The following is a 19,955-nucleotide window of genomic DNA, read 5'->3' as shown; positions in this document are numbered from 1 at the left end:
TGAAATGACCCGCCCTATACAGGCCAGCCTTGATTTACAGGTAATGAAACAAAATTTGGCTATTGTGCGCCGGGCGGCCCCAGAGGCGCGCGTCTGGTCGGTAGTGAAAGCCAACGCCTACGGCCACGGTATTGAACGCGTCTGGAGCGCGCTGGGCGCCACAGATGGTTTCGCTATGCTCAACCTTGAAGAGGCGATTACCCTGCGTGAGCGCGGGTGGAAAGGGCCGATATTGATGCTGGAGGGGTTTTTCCATGCGCAAGACCTGGAGGCGTATGACACTTATCGGCTGACCACCTGCATCCACAGTAACTGGCAGTTGAAAGCGCTGCAAAATGCGCGGCTTAACGCGCCGCTGGATATCTATGTCAAAGTCAACAGCGGCATGAACCGACTCGGTTTTCAGCCTGAGCGGGCGCAGACCGTCTGGCAGCAATTGCGGGCAATGCGCAATGTCGGTGAAATGACCCTGATGTCACATTTCGCTCAGGCCGATCATCCGGAAGGTATCGGGGAGGCGATGAGGCGTATTGCGCTGGCGACGGAAGGCCTTCAATGTTCATACTCGTTATCAAATTCGGCAGCGACGCTGTGGCATCCCCAGGCGCATTATGACTGGGTCAGGCCGGGCATTATTTTGTACGGCGCGTCGCCGTCAGGACAGTGGCGGGATATTGCCGATACCGGACTAAAACCTGTGATGACGCTGAGTAGCGAAATTATTGGCGTGCAGACGCTGAGCGCGGGTGAAAGGGTAGGCTATGGCGGAGGGTATTCTGTGACTCAGGAACAACGCATTGGCATCGTCGCGGCGGGTTATGCCGATGGCTATCCACGCCATGCGCCGACCGGGACGCCCGTGCTGGTGGACGGTATCCGTACCAGAACAGTAGGCACCGTTTCAATGGATATGCTGGCGGTGGATTTGATGCCGTGTCCGCAGGCGGGAATCGGCACGCCGGTTGAATTATGGGGCAAAGAAATTAAGGTCGATGATGTCGCCTCTGCGTCAGGCACGCTGGGCTATGAGCTACTGTGCGCCGTAGCGCCGCGCGTGCCGTTTGTGACAACGTAACCTAATTCAGGCTAAGGCGTCGACCGGTCCACCGGGGGCGGGTCGACGTTGTCCGGCGACCTTATTCTGCTTCGTCTTCGGCGACGCGTACCCCAATCTTGCGTACCACGTTATCTTCTTTTTCAGCTACCGTCCAAATCATGCCGCCAAACTCCACCTGATCGCCGACGACCGGCGCAGCGCCCAGCAGCTGCTGTATGATTTCACCCAGAGTTTGTTGTTTATCCCGGTATTCCGTTCCTTCTTCCAGCCCGTAGATAAGCGCCACGTCGGCGAATTTCGCGTTCGCTTCGAGGATAAAATCGCCAAAGAAACGCTGATCTAACGAAACCGGCGGCGACTGGCTAAACAATTTGCCCAGCGCTGGCAGATCGCGCTCCCGGCCAATCACGCAGAGTACGTCGCCTTCCTGCAGGCGAGTGCTACCCGTGGGGTGAAACAGTTCATTATTGCGAAATAGCGCGGCAATGCGGGTTTCGTTCGGCATATGCAGGTCGCGCAACGCCGCGCCGACGCACCATTTGTCGGCGCTCAACTGATAGATGAATTGCTCCCACGGATTATCAGGATGGATGTCAAGCCCCACGCGCGATACTGGCCAGCCAACCGGAGGCACGACCACTTTGGCTCTCTTCGCCGCCCATGACAGCGATGTTCCCTGCAGGAGCAGTGACACCAGTACCACAAAGAAAGCGACATTAAAGAACAGGCGAGCGTTTTCAAGCCCGGCCATCATCGGGAAAACGGCGAGAATAATCGGCACCGCGCCGCGCAGTCCGACCCAACTGATGAAAATGCGCTCCCGAAGATTGAAGCCGCGAAATGGCAGCAGGCCGGTAAACACCGACAGTGGGCGGGCGAAGAAAATCATCCAGATGGAGAGAATAAGCGCAGGGACGGCAATCGGCCACAGATCGGAAGGCGTCACCAGCAGTCCCAGAACCAGGAACATCGCGATCTGCGCCAGCCAGGCTAGTCCGTCAAAGTTTTGCAGGATGCCGTAACGGTTGCGAATCGGACGGTTTCCTAACAGGAATCCGCACAGATAGACCGCGAGAATGCCGCTGCCTTCAAGCGCGGTCGTCAAAGCAAAAATCAGAATACCGCCGCTGAGCGCCAGCATCGGATACAGGCCGCTGGGCAGAGAAATACGGTTGATCATCTGCTGTAGCAGGTAACCGCCGCCCAGGCCAAAAACAATACCGAGACCGAACTGCTGGATAATATGGACGGCAAACATCCAGTCCAGACCGGTTTCGTGTTTCTGGATCATCTCAATTAATGTAATGGTCAGAAAAACGGCCATCGGATCGTTACTTCCCGATTCGATCTCCAGCGTGGAGCCTACACGTTCGTTTAGCCCTTTGCCGCCAAGCAGAGAAAAGACCGCTGCGGCGTCAGTGGAACCGACTATCGCGCCAATGAGCAGACCTTCAATAAGATCCAGATGAAACAGCCAGGCGGCCATCATACCTGTTAACCCCGACGTGATCAGCACGCCGAGCGTTGCCAGCGACAGCGCGGGGCCCAGCGCTACCCGGAAAGAGCTGGCCTGGGTGCGCATGCCGCCATCGAGTAAAATAATCGCCAGCGCCAGGTTACTGACCATATAAGCGAAAGGATAATTATCGAAAGGAATACCGCCAATGCCATCCACACCCGCTAACATCCCAATGGCGAGGAAAATGACCAGAATCGGGATACCCAGTCGCGATGAGAATGAACTTAACAGGATACTGCTGGTTACAAGGATGGAACCTAAAATAAATAGACTAATAATTGTTGCAGCATCCAACGTTTTATATCTCCTGACTCACACGACTTCGTATTATTTAACATTAACATAATAACGGCCAGGGCAGCGTTTTACTTAGCCTGTCGGGGACTTTTTTTACAATTGCAGCGTAGGATGACCAGATAAAGTGAGTTGAGTCCCCTGGCGCGTATTTTTAAGCGTCGCGTTTGCCCCGATAGGGAGCGTCACCGTACGCTGTTCATGCCCGAAGTCGAGACCGGTAATCAGCGGAACGGACAGACGGGAACGTAAAAACGCGTAGACGCTCTCCAGAGAATAACCGGCGTCATACTCGTTGGGCGCCGCGCCGCTAAAGCTGCCGAGAACGATGGCGCTCTGGCGGTTTAAAATTCCGGCGTACTCCAGTTGCAAAAGCATACGCTCCACCCGGAAAGGGTGCTCATTGACATCTTCCAGCACTAAAATTCCTTTATCGATAGTCGGCATCCAGGGCGTACCGATAAGGGAAATCAACATCGCCAGATTTCCGCCCCATAAGGTGCCTTGTACGTCGCACTGAGGGCCGTCGCCTTGCCACTCTACGGTAAATTGCGCCTTGCGTAGCGCCAGCCAGAAATGTTGCTCGGTGAACGTATTCAGCGTTTCGGCGCCAAAATTTGCCGCCAGCATAGGACCGCTAAAGGTGATGATATTGACCTGCGCCAGGAGTCCAGCCTGAATCGCCGTAAAATCGCTATGACCGCAAATCAGTAAGGGATCGCGCTGTTGCCGGGTGGCGAGCGCCTGCCAGTCGATACGATCCAACAAGCGGCTGGCACCATAGCCGCCGCGAACCGGCATGACGATCGTATCCGGCGAAGTTAGCGAGGCCAGCGAATTAACATCGGCCAGCCGTTCCGCGTCCGTACCGGCAAAACGCTGATAGCGGCGACGAATCACCTCGTCATTCTCCACCTGATGACCCGCGTCAGTCAGGCGCTGAACGCCGCGTAACGCGGCCTGTTGGTTAATACAGTAGCCCGAGGGGGCGATTAAATGAAACAGAGACATGGTAATTCCTTGCTGACAATAGAATGCAAATGTATATCATGCCGCATATATTAGGCGATGTCCCTCGTTGTGCGACGTTTCTGGATGCGCACCAGGGAGGCAACCTAAGTGCCTGGCCGGGGCGGTATGACCTCTTCGGCAGATAAGTTACGGCTATAAGGATAGATGACGTGAAATTAAGATGGTTTGCTTTTTTGGTAGTAATACTGGCTGGCTGTAGCTCAAAACAGGATTACAGGAATCCGCCGTGGAATGCCGAAGTGCCTGTAAAGCGTGCGATGCAGTGGATGCCCATCAGTGAAAAAGCCGGGGCGGCATGGGGGGTTGATCCGCATTTAATCACCGCGATTATCGCCATTGAATCCGGCGGCAACCCTAACGCGGTCAGTAAATCCAATGCGATTGGCCTGATGCAGTTAAAGGCATCGACCTCCGGGCGCGACGTTTACCGTCGCATGGGCTGGCGTGGCGAACCGACCACCAGCGAGCTGAAAAACCCTGAGCGTAACATCTCAATGGGCGCGGCGTATCTGAGCATTCTGGAAAATGGGCCGCTGGCCGGCATCAAAGATCCGCAGGTGATGCAATATGCGCTGGTCGTCTCTTATGCTAACGGCGCAGGCGCGTTATTGCGTACTTTTTCATCCGACAGGAAGAAGGCGATAGAAAAAATTAACGATCTGGATGCGGACGAGTTTTTTGAACATGTTGTTGATAATCATCCCGCGCCGCAGGCGCCGCGCTATATCTGGAAGCTTCAGCAGGCGCTGGACGCCATGTAGTTTAGCGTGAAGATTATTCTCGCACTTTATTCGCTCTTTCTCGGGCCTCGCGCTCAAGCGAAAAAATAATCCGCTGCAACTCCCGCTCCACCGCCGGGCTAACGTTAAGGAAACGAAAGCTCAGGCGGGGAGTGGTGATCGTTTCATTTTTCCTATCAATCACTTTACGCTCGCTGATGGCGATAAGCTGGGCGTCAACGTGAAGAATCCCCCATGGCCCCATGTTCAGTTCAACCTGCGAAAAGCGTGCGCCTTCGATTAGTCCGTCGGGGATGGCGGATTCCAGTAGCGCGCCCATGCCGCCCAGGGAAAGATCAAACAGGCGAAAACGTAACGTACGGGTGTCCGGTAGCGTGGTGACGCCGTAATAAGGCGGATACAGCGGCGCGCCAATGCGAAAATACTCCCGGCGCTGGACAAACCACAGTGACGACGGCAGGGGCGTGATAAAGGCCGGCAGCCGCTGATATTCGCCTGTAACGAGTTGCGGCAACGTGAACTCGACTTTTGCGCCCTGCGTTTCTGCGATAATGGCTACCTGCCCGGCACGTAATACGGCGCTATTTTCGTATTCCTGGCTGCCGTAATCCACGATGAGTTTTTCCGGGTCTACCGCCAAAATTTTACTGATGAATTGACCATGCGCCCATGAAATACGCAGTGGAACCTGATTTTTATTTAAATCCCGTAGCACGCCTAATATCGCTAATGGATTTTTTTTCAGGAACTGCTCATTGTAACCACTCACACGAAATAACCCCTGATACGCAGACTATCGTTGGGTTATCGGCATCAGTAGAAAGAACTTAATAGCGATAAATAAATTTTTATGTCCGCGAGATAAATCAGTGTTCAGAAATGCGACGCTCGACTTTGCCTATACTTAAAACGTTTTTACTGGAAAGAGGGTTCGCAAATGGGAATTATCGCCTGGATTGTTTTTGGTTTGATTGCCGGCGTTATCGCCAAATTGCTTATGCCGGGGCGCGATGGCGGGGGATTTATCCTGACCTGTATTCTCGGTATCGTCGGGGCGGTCGTTGGCGGATGGCTGGCGACGATGTTTGGTATTGGCGGCAGTATCAGCGGCTTCAATCTGCACAGTTTCCTGGTCGCCGTGGTGGGCGCGATCGTGGTGCTGGTGATTTTCCGCCTTCTGCGACGCGGCTAACCGCTGCAAAACGTGTAAGCGTTGACCCGGTCAGCGCCGGGTCAACCTACTATAAACACGCGTTACTGCGTCGCTGCAGACGGCGTTTTTGTCGGCGTTGCGCTTAACGATGCCGGACGAGTAGACGGTACGCTATCACACGGTTTTTCCTGCGGACAAATCAGATCGAGCATTTTCAGCGTCACGCCGTTGGTCCAGCCAAAGCCGTCCTGAAGGGGATATTCGCCGCCGCCACCGCCGGTTCCGGTACTGCTGACATCATATTTTTCGACCAGTTTTTTCTCGCGATCGTAGGTGTGCTGCACATTGGTTAAAAAGCGCCAGGTGACTTCCATTGCCACGTCATCCTGCCCATAATTTTGTAATCCTTCGGCAGCGACCCATTGTAACGGCGCCCAGCCGTTTGGCGCATCCCACTGCTGTCCGCTTTTAACCGAGGTGGTAGCCAGCCCGCCAGGCTGTAGCAGATGCGCCTGGGCCGCCGCCGCCACTTTCGCGGCGCGATCTTTCGCGGCGGCGTTTACATAGAGCGGGAACAGTGCGGCAGCGGTGAGTTGGTCACGGATTTTATTGTTCTGCAGATCGTAGTCGGCATACCAACCCTCTTTGTTATTCCACAGATGCATTTCAATGGCTTTTTGCCGCGCGTTGGCCAGCGCGTCATATTGCGAGGCTTTGGCCCGATCGCCCGCCGCAGCGCTGGCGCGGGCGAGGGTCTTCTCCAGCTGATACAGCAGAGCGTTAAGATCGACAGGGACAATCGTGGTGGTGCGAATGGTACTGAGCTGCTGCGGATTATCCATCCAGCGGGAGCTGAAATCCCAGCCAGAGGCGGCGGCAGAGCGGAGGTCCCGATAGATCTCCGTTGCCGGGCGGTTGGGGTTGCTTTTGGCGGTAGCGATATCTTCAACCCAGGATTCAGGGCGGGGCGTATCCCGATCGTCCCAGTAGCGGTTGAGAACGCTGCCGTCCTCCAGTTTGACGACGCGTTGGTTTTGTTGCCCTGGCTGCAATGTCTCAACGCCCTCCATCCAATAGGCGTACTCTTTTTGCAGTTGCGGCAGGTATTCTTTCAGCGCATCGTCACCTTCATGTTGCGCCAGTAACTCAACCATAAACGCAAAGAAAGGCGGCTGCGAACGACTCAGGTAGTAGGTACGGTTGCCGTTAGGAATATGCCCCCAGGCGTCAATTTCGTAACCAAAGTTCGCCACCATATCCGCCACCTTATCCCAGTGCCCGCTTTCCGCCAGCCCCAGCATCGTAAAATAGCTGTCCCAGTAGTAAATCTCTCTGAATCGCCCACCCGGTACGACATAGGATTCAGGCAACGGCAAGAGCGAGTCCCACTTTTCGACGTTTTTAGTTGAACGGGTCAGCACCGGCCACAGGCCATCAATATGTTCACGCAATGACTGCCCGGCAGGCGGGACATGTTTTTCACCCGCTTTCGGCAGGGTGAAGTTAACATCAACAAAATGGCGCAAATCGAAGCCGGACTGGTTCCGCTGCATACGATAATCCGCAAGAATCATGAGCGGATCGCTATTAGGTATGGCGTCAGCAAAGGTTTTCTGATCGGGGAAGAGTTTTGCATTCTGGACATCATTAAAGAGCGGGCCAAGCAAAATATCCGGCGGCTGCGGAGTTTCAGTGTCGGAAGACGGGTCTGCGGCAGTCGCCGAAAACGATGCAAACGTCAGCAGCGTCCCTGCCAGCGCCAGTTTTATGGCTTTCTGCAGTAGAACAGAACGGCGAATCTCTGGGGGTATCATCAAGTTATCTCCTTAGCGGTGAGCCAAAGCCAACGGCATTTACCATGACAAAACCTTAGTCTACGATGACCAGATACGCGTGATTGAACCGCTATTTTGCGAACAAACAGACATTTTATTCAGACAGAGTTTATCGGCGCACGCGTGGAAAACGGGGGATACAGACAAAAAATCCACGCCGGGACGTGGATTTTAGCGCAATAACTTGTAGCCTTAACCCGGATAGATACCGCGATCTTTACGGGCCAACAGAATGCGCTCACAGGCGACAATATAGGCTGCGGTGCGCAGAGAGCAGGATTTCTCAGCCGCTTTCTCCCAGACATGGACGATCGCGTCGGTCATGATTTTGTCCATGCGCGCGTTGATCTCTTCTTCGCTCCAGAAGAAGCTGGCCATATCTTGTACCCATTCGAAGTAGCTGACGGTTACGCCGCCTGCGTTACAGACCACGTCAGGCACCACAAGGATACCACGGCTGGCCAGAACATCATCAGCATCCGGATAGGTCGGGCCGTTAGCCCCTTCCAGCACCAGCTTACACGTCAGGGCTTCCGCGCGCTGACGAGTTATCTGGCCTTCAAGCGCCGCCGGGATCAGAATATCCATCTCCAGACGCCAGAACGCATCGCTGGCGATAGTTTCCGCGCCCGGGAAACCGGCTATCTGTTTGTGTTCTGTCTGCCATGCCGTGAGCGCCTTCATGTCAATACCGGTGGCGTTAAACAGCGTCGCGGTATGATCCTGAATCGCCACGACACGGGCGCCAGCGCCTGCAAACAGACGCGCGGCTTCGCTGCCGACGTTACCAAAACCCTGAACCGCAACGCGAGCGCCTTCAACGGCGATATTCGCCCGACGCGCGGCTTCCAGCCCGCTGACGAAAACGCCGCGCCCCGTCGCCTTTTCACGACCCAGCGAACCGCCAAGATGGATAGGCTTACCGGTGACGACGCCAGTGACCGTCGTGCCATGATTCATGGAATACGTATCCATCATCCAGGCCATCACTTTACCGTTGGTGCCGACATCCGGCGCAGGAATATCTTTCTGCGGCCCGATGATAATGCCGATCTCGCTGGTATAGCGGCGGGTCAAACGCTCCAGTTCACCTTCCGACAGCGAGAACGGATCGACGCGGATGCCGCCTTTGGCGCCGCCGTACGGCAGATTCAGCGCGGCACATTTGATGGTCATCCATGCTGACAGGGCCATCACTTCATTGAGATCAACGTCAGGATGGTAGCGAACACCGCCTTTACCCGGACCTCGGGAGAGGTTGTGCTGCACGCGATATCCTTCGAAATGACGAATAGTGCCATCATCCATTTGTACCGGAATATCGACGATCAGAGCGCGTTTTGGGTGGCGCAGAGTATCCACCCAGGGGGATAACTCACCCAGATAAGGGGCCACACGCTCGATTTGTTGCAGGTAGGTATTCCAGGCAGATGTGCTGCTATCTGAAGCGTAAGATAACTTATCCATGATAAACCTTAGTGATAAAAGTAATATGTTCTTTAATTGACCGTGGTACATAGTAGATCACACCATGTAGCGATAAATTTAACACTTTTTTAAACAATTAACTCAGATCAAAAATGGCAGGCAGTTGGATTTTCGCTATGATTTTGAATGGGAAGTGGTTAACTATCCGCTATAAGAGGTGATATATCGCTAATTATGCAATTATTTGCTTAAATATGCGTAATATGTGCAAGGCGGCTATTTGTCATAATTATGACGCACCTCTAAAAGTAAACGTTATGATAACGACATGTATCAATGTTATGTCGTCCTGTCGGCGGGGAACGTCTTCGCCAGGCGCGTATAAAGATAAAAATAACCGGAGTCAGACGGCACTGGCCCCGGTTTACCTCTTTATTGTTGACGCGATTCAAGCCATACCAGCGCCAGCGTCGACAGTGAGCACATCAGCAGAATGCCGACAAACCACAGTAAATACCACATCGCTCTCGCTCCCTAATAAAGTTCATGATCGTTGCGGCGGAGGGTCTCCAGGTTGATACGCCCCAACATTTTGTAATAGCTCCACAGCGTATAGAGCAGTACGATTGGCAGAAAAATCAGCACAATCACCAGCATGATTTCGAGCGTCATCTGGCTGGAGGTGCTGTCCCACACCGTCAGGCTGGAGAGAGGACTAACACTCGACGGCATCACAAAAGGAAATAGCGTTATGCCGGCGGTAAAGATGACGCAGGCCTGTGTCAGGGAAGCGAACAGAAATCCACGAATAGTCTGACCGCGAAGGCAGGCATAGAAAGCCAGAATCGGCAGGATCATACCGAGCAACGGGATGATGAGCAGTAGCGGCGAGCGTATAAAGTGGTTCATCCATGCGCCAGGGAGTATCGCCACGCCTTTTAAGAGCGGATTGGAAGGGCCGTTGGCATCCTGCGTGAGTAAGACAAAGCCATCAACGCCGGCCCACAGCCAGTAACCGGCCAGCAGGAAGCAGATCACGATCAGCAGCGCGCTGTGGCGGGTGGCCGACAGAGCCCGTTGACGAATAACGCCCTCCGTTTTCAACTGTAACCAGACGCCTCCTTGCATAATCACCAACGACAGACTCAATAATCCACACAGTAGGGCAAAGGGCGAGAGTAACTGCCAGAAGGTGCCAAAATAGTTAACATGAAGCTGCGGCGTGAAGGCAAACGGCACGCCTAAAAACAGGTTGCCGAACGCGATGCCGAATACGACTGGGGGAACCAGGCTGCCGATAACCAGACCGGTATCCCACAGCGCGCGCCAGCGGGCATTGGCGATTTTTCCCCGATAATCAAAGGCCAGCGGGCGAAAGAAGAGGGCACACAGCACCAGGATCATCGCCACATAAAAACCGGAAAACGCGGCGGCATAGACCCGTGGCCAGGCGGCGAATAATGCCCCGCCCGCGAGGATCAACCATACCTGGTTTCCTTCCCAGTGGGCGCCGACGCTATTGATCAACACCCGGCGTTCGTCATCGTTACGCGCTATCAGCGGGAGCAGGCAACCGACCCCCATATCAAACCCGTCAGTTACCATAAATGCCACCAGGATGACGCCGATCAGCAGCCACCAAATGAACCGCAACGTTTCATAATCCAACATGATTGTCTCCTTTATCCCTGTTGTTGCGCTTGTTGTTGATGTTGCATGGCGCTTGGCCCAAGACGCGCGTACTTCTGCATCAGATAGACTTCCGCGATTAAAAACAGGGTGTAAAGTCCGAGGATAAGCCCCATTGAGAAGGCCAACTGGCCCGGCATCAGCGCGGAGTGAGCGTACCAGGTCGGCAGAATGTCCTGAATCGCCCAGGGCTGACGGCCAAACTCCGTCATAAACCAACCGGCTTCAATGGCAATCCACGGTAACGGCAGGCTCCACAGCGTCATACGCAATACCCAGCGATGCTGGTCGATACGCATTCGCAGCGTCTGTATCAACGCAATCAACATCACCACTAACAGCAGCGAACCGCAGCCGACCATAATACGGAAACTCCAGAACACCGGCGCCACCTGAGGAATAGCGCCACGCTGGGCCGCACGATATTGCTCCGGCGTCACATGGTTCATATCCGGGGCATATTTCGCCAGCAGAATGCCGTACCCCAGATCGCCCTCAACGGCGTGAAACGCATTCAGTACCTGCGGCGAGCGATTGCCTTGCGCTATCTCCTGCATGAGTAACCAGGCCTCCCGGCCACGCTTCAGGCGCGGCAGAGCGTCGTCCATCAGGTTTTTTAACCCCGGAACCGGCGTATCCAGCGAATGGGTGGCCAGAATACCCAGCAGAGCGGGGATCTTCACGGCAAATGCATTACGCTCCTGTTCCTGCTGCGGCCAGGCAATCAGATGAAACGGCGCGGGCGCGGGTTCGGTTTGCCATTCGCCTTCCATCGCCGCCAGTTTCACCGGCTGAATTTGGGCGACCTCGTAGGCCGAACTGTCCCCCAGTTGCAGGGTTCCCAGAATGGCGAGGGTGCCGAATACTGAGCCGATAGCAAACGAGCGCAAGGCCACCTCACGCTCGCGGCCACGTAGCAGATACCAGGCGCTGATGGACATAATAAACATGGCGCCGGTGACATAACCGGACATGACGGTATGGACGAATTTCACCTGGCTCACCGGGTTAAAGACCAGATCGCTGAAGCTGCTCATTTCCATCCGTAACGTATCGATGTTGAAATGAGCGCCGGTAGGATACTGCATCCAGCCATTGGCATTCAGAATCCATAATGCTGAAATATTGGAGCCGAAGGCCACCAGCCAGGTGACCAGCAGGTGTTGGTATTTATTCAGCCGCTGCCAGCCGAAAAAGAACAGGCCGACAAAAGTGGATTCGAGAAAAAAGGCCAGTAACGCTTCCATCGCCAGCGGCGCGCCGAAGATATCGCCCACATAGTTGGAATAGAGCGACCAGTTAGTCCCGAACTGAAACTCCATGGTCAGGCCGGTAGCCACACCGAGAGCAAAATTGATCCCGAAGAGCTTGCCCCAGAAACGCGTCATATCGCGGTAGACGGTTTTCCCCGTCACCACATAGATCGTCTCCATGACGGCCAGCAAAAAAATCAGCCCAAGCGTAAGAGGAACAAATAAAAAGTGATACAGCGCGGTCAGCGCAAACTGCCAGCGCGATAAGTCAATGACATCCCACATGCTAACTCCTGTAGGCAGAAAGAGAGTAAAAAAGCTAATCAGTACCGGACACCGGTGACGTTCCTGTTGAGAGCGTTAGCGCGTCTCCAGCCATCGGCAGACTTCATCCAGGCGCTGGCGCGAATCGGCCAGATCTTCCGGGGCCGCCAGTACCAGCTCCGGCAAAGGACAAATCTCATAGCTATCGAGCAACGGCCCTTTAAGGGCGTCCAGACAGCGCACATGCCAGAGATGGCGCAATGCTGTGGCGTTGATTTGGCTTTCGCCATACCCGGAGATGCGAATCTGGATGTTCCCGTGTCCGCATAAACGCGCCAGAAAAAGGCGATCGGCCTCGCTGAGCGGCAGTTGGGTCAAATTGATGCTGTGAGGTTGCAACGCCGGATCGCGTACGTGCGCCAATAACTCATGGGCCAGCGGCAGTCCATTCATCAGACCAGCGACAGGCGGAGGCAGCAGAGAGTCGTCAGGCAACGTATCGGCAGTCGCCGCTTGCCACAATGTCAGGGGCGCGCTACCCGCTTCCAGACGATCCGTCAGCAGACGTCGGTTATGCAGATGGCGTACCCGCCACAGGCCGCAGAAGATGGTCTCCTGGATCTCGCTTTCACTCCCGTCCGGATGCTGAATGCGTACCGAGACTTCGCCTTCGCCCAATAGCGTATTGAGGAATGAGAGATCATCGGCATTCAGGGGAGATAACTCCCATCCCAGCACGTCGCCGACTTCCGGGATGCGCCGGGCAAGCTGACCTCGCAGATCGGTCAACAATGCCATCACCGCCGGGCTGTGAGCGCAGCGCTCCAGCGCCGCCATACTTGGGTCGCCATTGACCTGACAGGTGAGCGGTAGGGGATTCATCGAGAAACTGGCGTCATCAGGCTGCGTACCTGGCCCCAGCAGATGAAAAAAGGCGTTGCTCATTGTGCTGTCTCCTGCGCTGCGGGAGTGTCAACCATCGAACGCATCAGCGTGAGCAGTTCAGCCCAGGGATGAATGCCGCTGAGCGCGCCGCGTAGCTCGCCGTCTGTAAAAACCAACGTCGCCGGAAACCGACGTACATTAAAGCGATCGCCGATAGCTTCACTTTGTTCAAGGTCGGCCACCGCCACCTGCCAGTCAAACTGTGGAAACTCACGCAGAAGTTCGGCGATCATCACCGGGTTATCGCTGACTTCCGGCGTACGCCGCGGATCGCTACTTAACAGGACGACGCCATCTCCAACCCGTTTGATCCAGTCGTCTACTGTGGAAACCTCTACCGGTTGCCATCCCCGGGTTAACAGGCGCTGCCATAGTGCAGAGAACGGGGTGTCATTCGCCACTTCTTTTGCCCTCCAGACGTGTCTGATACTGACGTATGCGCACTCCCTCATAATTTTCCATCGACAGGCATTTATAGTTCAGGCAGCGTGCGACCTCGTTTGCCTGCGGTACGATCCCCCAGGCGGCCAGTTGCGCCAGGGCGGCCTGTTCCGCCGCCGGTAGCTGGCCGCGAGCTATTTCGCTCAGGCTACCGCCATAGTCGTCCAGTTGTGCCGGTTGCAGACCGACCAGCGCTATGTGACAGGGCAGATGCCCGCGGATGTCGGCCAGCGCCAGAACTTCGGAAAAACTGTTTTGATGCAGGCTCATTTTTTTGGCGCTGAGATACGCGGGGATTTTCTCGCCGGCATAGGTTCGCAGGCTGCCCGGCGCCAGGCCGTAATCGATCGCGTCAAGGAGCAGGAGATGGCTGGCTTGCTCAACATAACCTAACAGGTTTAGCCCTTGCGTACCGCCGTCCACAATTTCTACCTCTTCAGGCCAGTGATATCGGGCATACAAACGCTCCGCGACCCGGATACCGAATCCTTCATCGGCCCACAACAGGTTTCCTAATCCCATCACCACTACGCGTTGCGCATTCATGAGGGCTCCTTGTCGTGCGGTTTGGGGAATTTGTGGCTGCGATAGCCATTGATCATGGTGGAGATCACCGTATCGTCGGACATAATGTCTTCCCGGATAGCGAGGTAAACGTGCCCGACGATGAAGGCGGCGATCAGCCACATGCCCAGTCGGTGCCAACTGTGAATATCGATGGAGTTGCCGCCGGTCCAGTAGAAAAATTCAACCACATAGCGGAACGGCGCAAAGATAGCGTACTGGCTATGCTCGCCAAACAGAGCGAAACCGGTGAGGATCATAAATACCGATAACAGGAAATAGCCGAACATCGCGGCCTGCGCGACAGGGTTATGTCCGATGTCGCTCCCCGGTTTTTTCTCCAGAAACAGATACCAGCGGACCACGGAAAAAGCGCCTTGCCACCAACTGCGACGCCAGACCGGGACGATAAACAGCTCTCGCGAATAGCGGTTGCCGACACAGGCCCAATAAATCCGCCCCAGCAGTAACACGGTAAAGATCATCGCGGCGGCAAAGTGGATCAGCCGGATATAGCCCATGTAAAACAGATAGGTCGCCTCGCCACTCACAGACGGCAAGGGCCGGCCAATGAAGTAGCCTGTTACCATCAGTACCAACATGCAGGCCACCGTTAGCCAGTGCCACAGGCGTACCGGCGCTTCAAACACATAGTGGCTGACGGCAGTATCACGCGCCTCCCCGACGCGTGGAGATAGCTTTCCAGTCATCGTTCTTTTCCTTAACGCTTAGCGTACCTGGACGGCAATCAGTTCGCTGCCGTCGTCGCCGAGCACGTGGGTTGAACAGGCGAGGCAGGGGTCGAAGCTGTGCAGCGTCCTCAGGATTTCTAACGGTTGGTCGGGAATCGCCATTTGCGTTCCCATCAATGCCGCTTCATAGGCGCCGATCTGTTTTTTAGGATCGCGCGGGCTGGCGTTCCAGGTGGTGGGAACCACGCACTGATAGAGTTCAATCTTCTGATCGCGTATTGACGCCCAGTGTCCCAACGCTCCGCGAGGCGCTTCGGTAAAACCGATGCCGCGGCAGTGCTGCGGCCAACTGGCCGGTTCCCATTTCTCGGTATTGGCGGTGGCCAGGTCGCCGTTTTTCAGGTTGGTCATAAGCCTGTCGAAAAAATACTGCAGCTTACCGACGGCCCATTGCGCTTCGTGCGCGCGGCATAAAATACGGCCAAGCGTAGACTGGATACCGGAGAGCGGCAGTTTAAGGGCGGACATCATGCGATCTACTGACTCTATGGTGGCGGCGTCCCCTTTGTGGTACGCGATAAGCGTTCGGGCAAGCGGGCCGACTTCCATGGCATGACCCCGCCAGCGCGGCGCTTTAATCCAGGAGTAACGTTCCTGCTCGTTGAGCTGCTGGATATGCGTATCGCTGCCTTTGACATCACCCGGGTTGTACCAGGGATCGGTAATGCCGTCAAAAGGATGACGCCCCAGCCGATCGTCCGGATAGCGGTACCAGGCGTGATCCACAAACTCCTGTATCTGCTGCGGATCGGCCAAATCTACCGGCATGACATTTTTAAAGTCGCCATTGACCACCGCGCCGCCCGGCATTAACAGGCTTTGCTGGCTGAAGTCGTTGGCAATGTCCGGAAATGCGCCGTAGCTCAGCACGCATTTATCCGACAGACCGGTGCCAATTTGACTCCATGCTTTATTGAACTGGCCGATAGCCAGCGCGTCCGGAACCATCACGTTGTTAATGAAGTCGGCGGTGCGGGTGATGATCGACTGCACCAGGTTGAGGCGCTCCATATTGATAGCCCCAACCGCGCCGCTTTGATCGAGATTGATCGCGCACGGCATTCCGCCGACGATCCAGTTAGGATGGGGGTTCTTACCGCCAAATATGGTATGGATTTTGACGATCTCGCGCTGGAAGTCGAGGGCTTCAAGATAGTGGGCAAACCCCATCAGATTAGCCTCTGGCGACAGTTTGTACTGTGGATGTCCCCAATAGCCGTTACGGAATATCCCAAGCTGGCCGCCATCGACAAATTTCTTTAATCGATTTTGTACGTCAAAGAAGTAGCCCGGCGATGACATCGGCCAGGCGGAAAGGCTTTGCGCCAACTGCGAGGTGGCGCGCGGATCGGCTTTCAGCGCATTCAGAACATCAATCCAGTCCATACCGGCTAACTGATAAAAATGGACCAGATGATCGTGACACCACAACGTAGCCAGCATGATGTTACGTATAATATTGGCGTTATCCGGCACCTGGATACCAATCGCATCTTCGATAGCGTACACCGATGCCAGAGCATGTACCCCGGTACAGACACCACAAATACGTTCAACAAACGCCCAGGCGTCACGCGGGTCACGGCCTTGCAGAATGATCTCCAGCCCGCGGAACATTGTGCCGCAGGAAACGGCATTGGTAATGACGTTTTGCTCATCAATGTTCACTTCGCAGCGCATATGCCCTTCGATGCGGGTAATCGGGTCCACGATCAGACGACGGCCGGCGTCGTTAACGGTATAACCCTGGGTTTGATACTGGTTACTCATGCCTGTTTATCCTCATTGTCCGGCTGTTGTTCGGCTTGCGCTAACTGTTGTTTGTGGCGTTTACGTTGGTTGAGCGCGCTGGCGATAGCGTGACCGCCAACGCCCGCCGCGACCACGCCTAGCACGGTCAGCCCCACCGTATCGGCGGTTGAATGGGTACCCATCTGGGGAATATCCACCACGCGGCTATAAAACGAGCCGCGATCCCAGAAACCATTTTCTGAGCATCCCAGACATCCGTGACCGGACTGGATAGGAAAGGAGACGCCGTCATTCCAGCGTGTGGAGGAGCAGGCGTTATAGGTGGTTGGCCCTTTACAGCCCATCTTGTACAGGCAGTATCCCTTGCGGGCGGCGGCGTCATCCCAGCTCTCGACAAATTCACCGGCGTCAAAATGGGCGCGGCGGTAGCATTTATCGTGGATACGCTGACCATAGAACATCAGTGGACGGCCCATGCGATCGAGTTCCGGCAGACGATCAAACGTCACCATATAGGTGATAATGGCGCTCATGACATCCGGGATTGGCGGACATCCAGGGACTTTCACGATCGGCTTGTCGGTGATCACTTTATCGATAGGCGTTGCCTGGGTTGGATTGGGGCGGGCGGCCTGGACGCAACCCCAGGAGGCGCAGTTTCCCCAGGCGATAATAGCGCTGGCGCCTGCGGCGGCTTTCTTCAGTTTTTCAATAAACGGGCGGCCGCCGCTGATACAGAACATTCCTTGCTCTCCTAACGGCGGATTGCCTTCCACCGCCAGAATGTATTTCCCGGCGTAGCGAGTGGTAATATCGTCAAAGACTTCTTCGGCCTGTGCGCCGGCGGCGGCCATCAGGGTGTCGTCATAATCAAGGGAAATCAGCGAGAGGATCACATCTTTGGCTAGCGGGTGTGAGGAACGGATAAAGGATTCGGTACAGCAGGTGCATTCCAGTCCATGAATCCAGACCACCGGAATCCGCGGTTTATTCTCCAGCGCCCAGGCGATCTTTGGCGTCATTCCGGCGCCCAGTCCCAGCGATGTGGCGGCAAGGCTACAGAATTTGAGAAAGCTGCGTCGGGTCACTCCCTTACGACGCATGGCTTGATAAAAGGTCTCCTCGTTATTCATAACGCGTATTTTTTCTCCTTTTTGCACCACGCTCCGCCAGGGGCATAAGGCGCTTTTGCGGGTCCGTTGACGTTCCGCCAGCAAGGTAAATCATTGTGTTACGCGCGAGCGCGGAAACGAGCCCGATTCACTTTGCACCGGCGTATACCGCCAGAAATAATGTGAAAAAAGCGTATCGGATTAACGATAAGAAACAATGTGAAGTGTGTGGGTATAGCTTATAGCGGTATATTTATACCCATTATCGGTTTTTCGGCGAAAGGGCCGTGGCGGGGAAGGGCGGTTGAGCTTGTTCCAGGATGAGGTTTTTAGCGAGCCACCTCGGGTAGATTTAGCCTGGTCTCGCTATTTCAGGGATACGTAAGTTGATGCAAAGGGAGGGAGGGTTTGAGGTCATCGTTAAAAGAAGCATACTTCGTGATGATTTTTATATAAAATAGTGGTGCTGGTTTTAAAGGAATGCAAAAAAGAGACTGTTTGAAAGAGGGCGTCCCATGAAAAATAACATCAGATTTGACTTATCCGATTATTTGATTCATTTTTTTCGGGACGTTAATCTAGAGACCGGTAGCCATATTTATTTGCCTGAGCACTGTGGTTTTAATAATCAGCACCACGCATGTTTCATTGATGCTAAATATTTACTTCGATTATCTTTACGCAGTCATAAAATTTTCTCGTCCTGGTCATACCGAAATGGGCAACGAACCGTATATGGTGACTCCCCGGTGGTATGCTTTACAGATATGCCGATTGCAGCTTATTTAGAGACTGGTGTTCGCCGATTAGAACGAAATGAAAAAATCGGTTTATATGCAATCGTTTTACCTAAAGAGCAAATGTTTAATTATGGGGCAAGGCCAGTAATATATGGGTTAGATCAGCATAACAATGCTCGATGCTCGCAAGGCAGAAACGGGGATCGTATTCTTGATGAAACGGCTCTTCCTTTGATTGAACAATATAGATATGTTACTTATGTTCCAGGTAAGATTGACTGGACACATGAACGTGAATGGCGATGGCCATATCGTGGCGATATTAATAATTTCCTTAATCATATTAAAGAGTATGGTATTCCGGAAAACATTGAAAGTACCCCAGGATTTGATTTTAGATCAAGCGAAATAAGTGGTGCGGGGATAATCGTCCCGTTTGCAGAAGATATCCCTACCGTAGCTCACGATATTTTAACTTTAATTGACCGGGGTGTCATTGGAAGAAATACTTTCAAATTCATTATAGCTGTAGAGAGTTTACAATCATGGACCCAGCTCTCGGAACCGGGCGCGTTACTGTCTTGTATTAATGATAATACTTTCGGATTTGAATCTTTTTTTGATTTATCTGCATCTAAAGTAAAAAATTATGCTGATTCTATCAATGATTATGTAAATGAATTATACTCAAAAAAAGATTTTCTAAATGATAGTTATGCAATGGAATTTGGAAATGCCTGGGTCTGGATTCATGATAACCAATCCCAGGTGGTACGGGCGTTACTACAGGCTGGAATGATCAACGTTAATAAAGAAGGGCGGTACTTATTAGATGTTAATTTGGCTTCTGTCGATTGGCCATTAAGAAGAAAAGAGGCTTTCGCAAGTCATGTTGCGGGATGGCTCAAACATCGTTTTGATATCGAAGCGGGAAGGTATTCCGTTTGGGGAAAAGATGATTATGATGCGATCCCAAGTTATGAGACGCCGCTAAAGGACCAGCATCCTTTTTATAATCATACAGTGAATGTCGACTGGTAATTAAGAAAAGAACTTACTGTAAATAGACTCGTTTTAGCTCCATGCATTTTTGAGATCCCGGCCAGATTGACCCTGGCCCGATCTCTGACGAAAACTCTGAATCTTCGATGTTTCCAATTATGAATTTCTACACCAGTCTTTAAGTATCAATGCATTGTACCTGGTGCGCTGCTATAACTGTGTAAGAGGGATTGACGCTTAGAGCTTATCCCATTAGGGCTATTTTACTTGCCATTTTGGTCCTGGCAGTGCTCGCCAAAACGAGTTAGCGTTTTGAACGCCGCTAGCGGCGGCCCGAAGGGCGAGCGTAGCGAGTCAAACCTCACGTACTACGTGTACGCTCC

At 53.8% G+C, this 19,955-nt stretch carries 18 protein-coding genes; 4 read left to right on the top strand and 14 right to left on the bottom strand.

What is annotated here, in order from left to right:
* Window positions 1–4: 4 nt before the first annotated feature.
* A complete protein-coding gene (dadX, locus tag ACLJTG_RS03445; protein WP_000197908.1) occupies window positions 5–1,075 on the top strand; it encodes a catabolic alanine racemase DadX in 1,071 nt (356 codons plus the stop codon).
* Window positions 1,076–1,136: 61 nt separating this feature from the next.
* On the opposite strand, the gene ACLJTG_RS03440 is transcribed toward dadX, so the two are convergent.
* A complete protein-coding gene (locus ACLJTG_RS03440; protein ID WP_000338376.1) occupies window positions 1,137–2,870 on the bottom strand; it encodes a potassium/proton antiporter in 1,734 nt (577 codons plus the stop codon).
* A gap of 96 nt (window positions 2,871–2,966) precedes the next feature.
* Window positions 2,967–3,881 (bottom strand): muramoyltetrapeptide carboxypeptidase, encoded by a 915-nt coding sequence (ldcA, locus tag ACLJTG_RS03435; RefSeq protein WP_000051615.1) that lies wholly within the window; start codon window positions 3,879–3,881, stop codon window positions 2,967–2,969.
* Window positions 3,882–4,051: 170 nt separating this feature from the next.
* Here ldcA and emtA point away from each other — a divergent pair, with 170 nt between their 5' ends.
* Window positions 4,052–4,663 carry a membrane-bound lytic murein transglycosylase EmtA gene (gene emtA / locus ACLJTG_RS03430; protein ID WP_000776974.1) on the top strand — a complete coding sequence of 204 codons (612 nt, stop codon included), beginning with the start codon at window positions 4,052–4,054 and terminating at the stop codon, window positions 4,661–4,663.
* Window positions 4,664–4,676: 13 nt separating this feature from the next.
* Here the strand turns inward: emtA and ycgR are convergent, their stop codons facing one another.
* Window positions 4,677–5,411: a flagellar brake protein YcgR gene (ycgR, locus tag ACLJTG_RS03425; RefSeq protein ID WP_079951501.1), complete on the bottom strand. Its 735-nt coding sequence runs from the start codon at window positions 5,409–5,411 to the stop codon at window positions 4,677–4,679.
* Between the two features lie 168 nt (window positions 5,412–5,579).
* Between ycgR and ACLJTG_RS03420 the strand changes: the two genes are divergently transcribed.
* The gene (locus ACLJTG_RS03420; RefSeq protein WP_000511323.1) at window positions 5,580–5,834 is read left to right on the top strand and encodes a GlsB/YeaQ/YmgE family stress response membrane protein; all 255 of its coding nucleotides are present in this window, start codon (window positions 5,580–5,582) and stop codon (window positions 5,832–5,834) included.
* A gap of 62 nt (window positions 5,835–5,896) precedes the next feature.
* Here the strand turns inward: ACLJTG_RS03420 and ACLJTG_RS03415 are convergent, their stop codons facing one another.
* The 11 genes from ACLJTG_RS03415 to hyaA all read right to left on the bottom strand — a co-directional run bounded on the left by ACLJTG_RS03415 (window position 5,897) and on the right by hyaA (window position 17,851).
* Window positions 5,897–7,609: an alpha,alpha-trehalase TreA gene (locus ACLJTG_RS03415; protein ID WP_198898153.1), complete on the bottom strand. Its 1,713-nt coding sequence runs from the start codon at window positions 7,607–7,609 to the stop codon at window positions 5,897–5,899.
* Window positions 7,610–7,822: 213 nt separating this feature from the next.
* Window positions 7,823–9,097, bottom strand: a complete 1,275-nt coding sequence (locus tag ACLJTG_RS03410; RefSeq protein ID WP_001526439.1) for a Glu/Leu/Phe/Val family dehydrogenase — start codon at window positions 9,095–9,097, stop codon at window positions 7,823–7,825.
* A 393-nt stretch (window positions 9,098–9,490) separates the two neighbouring features.
* Window positions 9,491–9,580, bottom strand: a complete 90-nt coding sequence (gene cbdX / locus ACLJTG_RS03405) for a cytochrome bd-II oxidase subunit CbdX (protein WP_000270301.1) — start codon at window positions 9,578–9,580, stop codon at window positions 9,491–9,493.
* A gap of 12 nt (window positions 9,581–9,592) precedes the next feature.
* Window positions 9,593–10,729, bottom strand: coding sequence for a cytochrome d ubiquinol oxidase subunit II (gene appB / locus ACLJTG_RS03400; RefSeq protein WP_000888118.1), 1,137 nt, complete (start codon window positions 10,727–10,729; stop codon window positions 9,593–9,595).
* An 11-nt stretch (window positions 10,730–10,740) separates the two neighbouring features.
* Entirely contained in the window at window positions 10,741–12,285 is a 1,545-nt protein-coding gene (gene appC, locus ACLJTG_RS03395) for a cytochrome bd-II oxidase subunit 1 (protein ID WP_079951502.1), read from the bottom strand.
* 75 nt (window positions 12,286–12,360) lie between these two features.
* On the bottom strand, window positions 12,361–13,209 hold the full coding sequence (locus ACLJTG_RS03390; RefSeq protein WP_000063377.1) for a hydrogenase expression/formation protein: 849 nt from the start codon (window positions 13,207–13,209) through the stop codon (window positions 12,361–12,363).
* Entirely contained in the window at window positions 13,206–13,610 is a 405-nt protein-coding gene (gene hyaE / locus ACLJTG_RS03385) for a hydrogenase-1 operon protein HyaE (RefSeq protein WP_052932118.1), read from the bottom strand. The genes ACLJTG_RS03390 and hyaE overlap by 4 nt, the downstream gene beginning before the upstream one ends.
* The gene (gene hyaD / locus ACLJTG_RS03380; protein WP_000993807.1) at window positions 13,600–14,196 is read right to left on the bottom strand and encodes a hydrogenase 1 maturation protease; all 597 of its coding nucleotides are present in this window, start codon (window positions 14,194–14,196) and stop codon (window positions 13,600–13,602) included. The genes hyaE and hyaD overlap by 11 nt, the downstream gene beginning before the upstream one ends.
* Window positions 14,193–14,924, bottom strand: a complete 732-nt coding sequence (hyaC, locus tag ACLJTG_RS03375; RefSeq protein ID WP_000147031.1) for a Ni/Fe-hydrogenase b-type cytochrome subunit — start codon at window positions 14,922–14,924, stop codon at window positions 14,193–14,195. Before hyaC ends, hyaD begins: the two co-directional genes overlap by 4 nt.
* A gap of 18 nt (window positions 14,925–14,942) precedes the next feature.
* Entirely contained in the window at window positions 14,943–16,736 is a 1,794-nt protein-coding gene (gene hyaB / locus ACLJTG_RS03370; protein ID WP_000070982.1) for a Ni/Fe-hydrogenase large subunit, read from the bottom strand.
* Complete coding sequence (gene hyaA / locus ACLJTG_RS03365; RefSeq protein WP_001058308.1) at window positions 16,733–17,851, bottom strand: hydrogenase 1 small subunit; 1,119 nt, start codon at window positions 17,849–17,851, stop codon at window positions 16,733–16,735. The genes hyaB and hyaA overlap by 4 nt, the downstream gene beginning before the upstream one ends.
* Window positions 17,852–18,345: 494 nt before the next feature.
* Between hyaA and ACLJTG_RS03360 the strand changes: the two genes are divergently transcribed.
* Entirely contained in the window at window positions 18,346–19,611 is a 1,266-nt protein-coding gene (locus tag ACLJTG_RS03360; protein ID WP_079951503.1) for a DUF4427 domain-containing protein, read from the top strand.
* Window positions 19,612–19,955: the final 344 nt, after the last annotated feature.

Origin of the sequence: Salmonella sp. SAL00672 (assembly GCF_046552175.1) — a bacterium.
Classification (GTDB): domain Bacteria; phylum Pseudomonadota; class Gammaproteobacteria; order Enterobacterales; family Enterobacteriaceae; genus Salmonella; species Salmonella enterica.
Note: the sequence above shows the minus strand (reverse complement) of the source record. Positions and strands in the feature narration are given on the sequence as shown.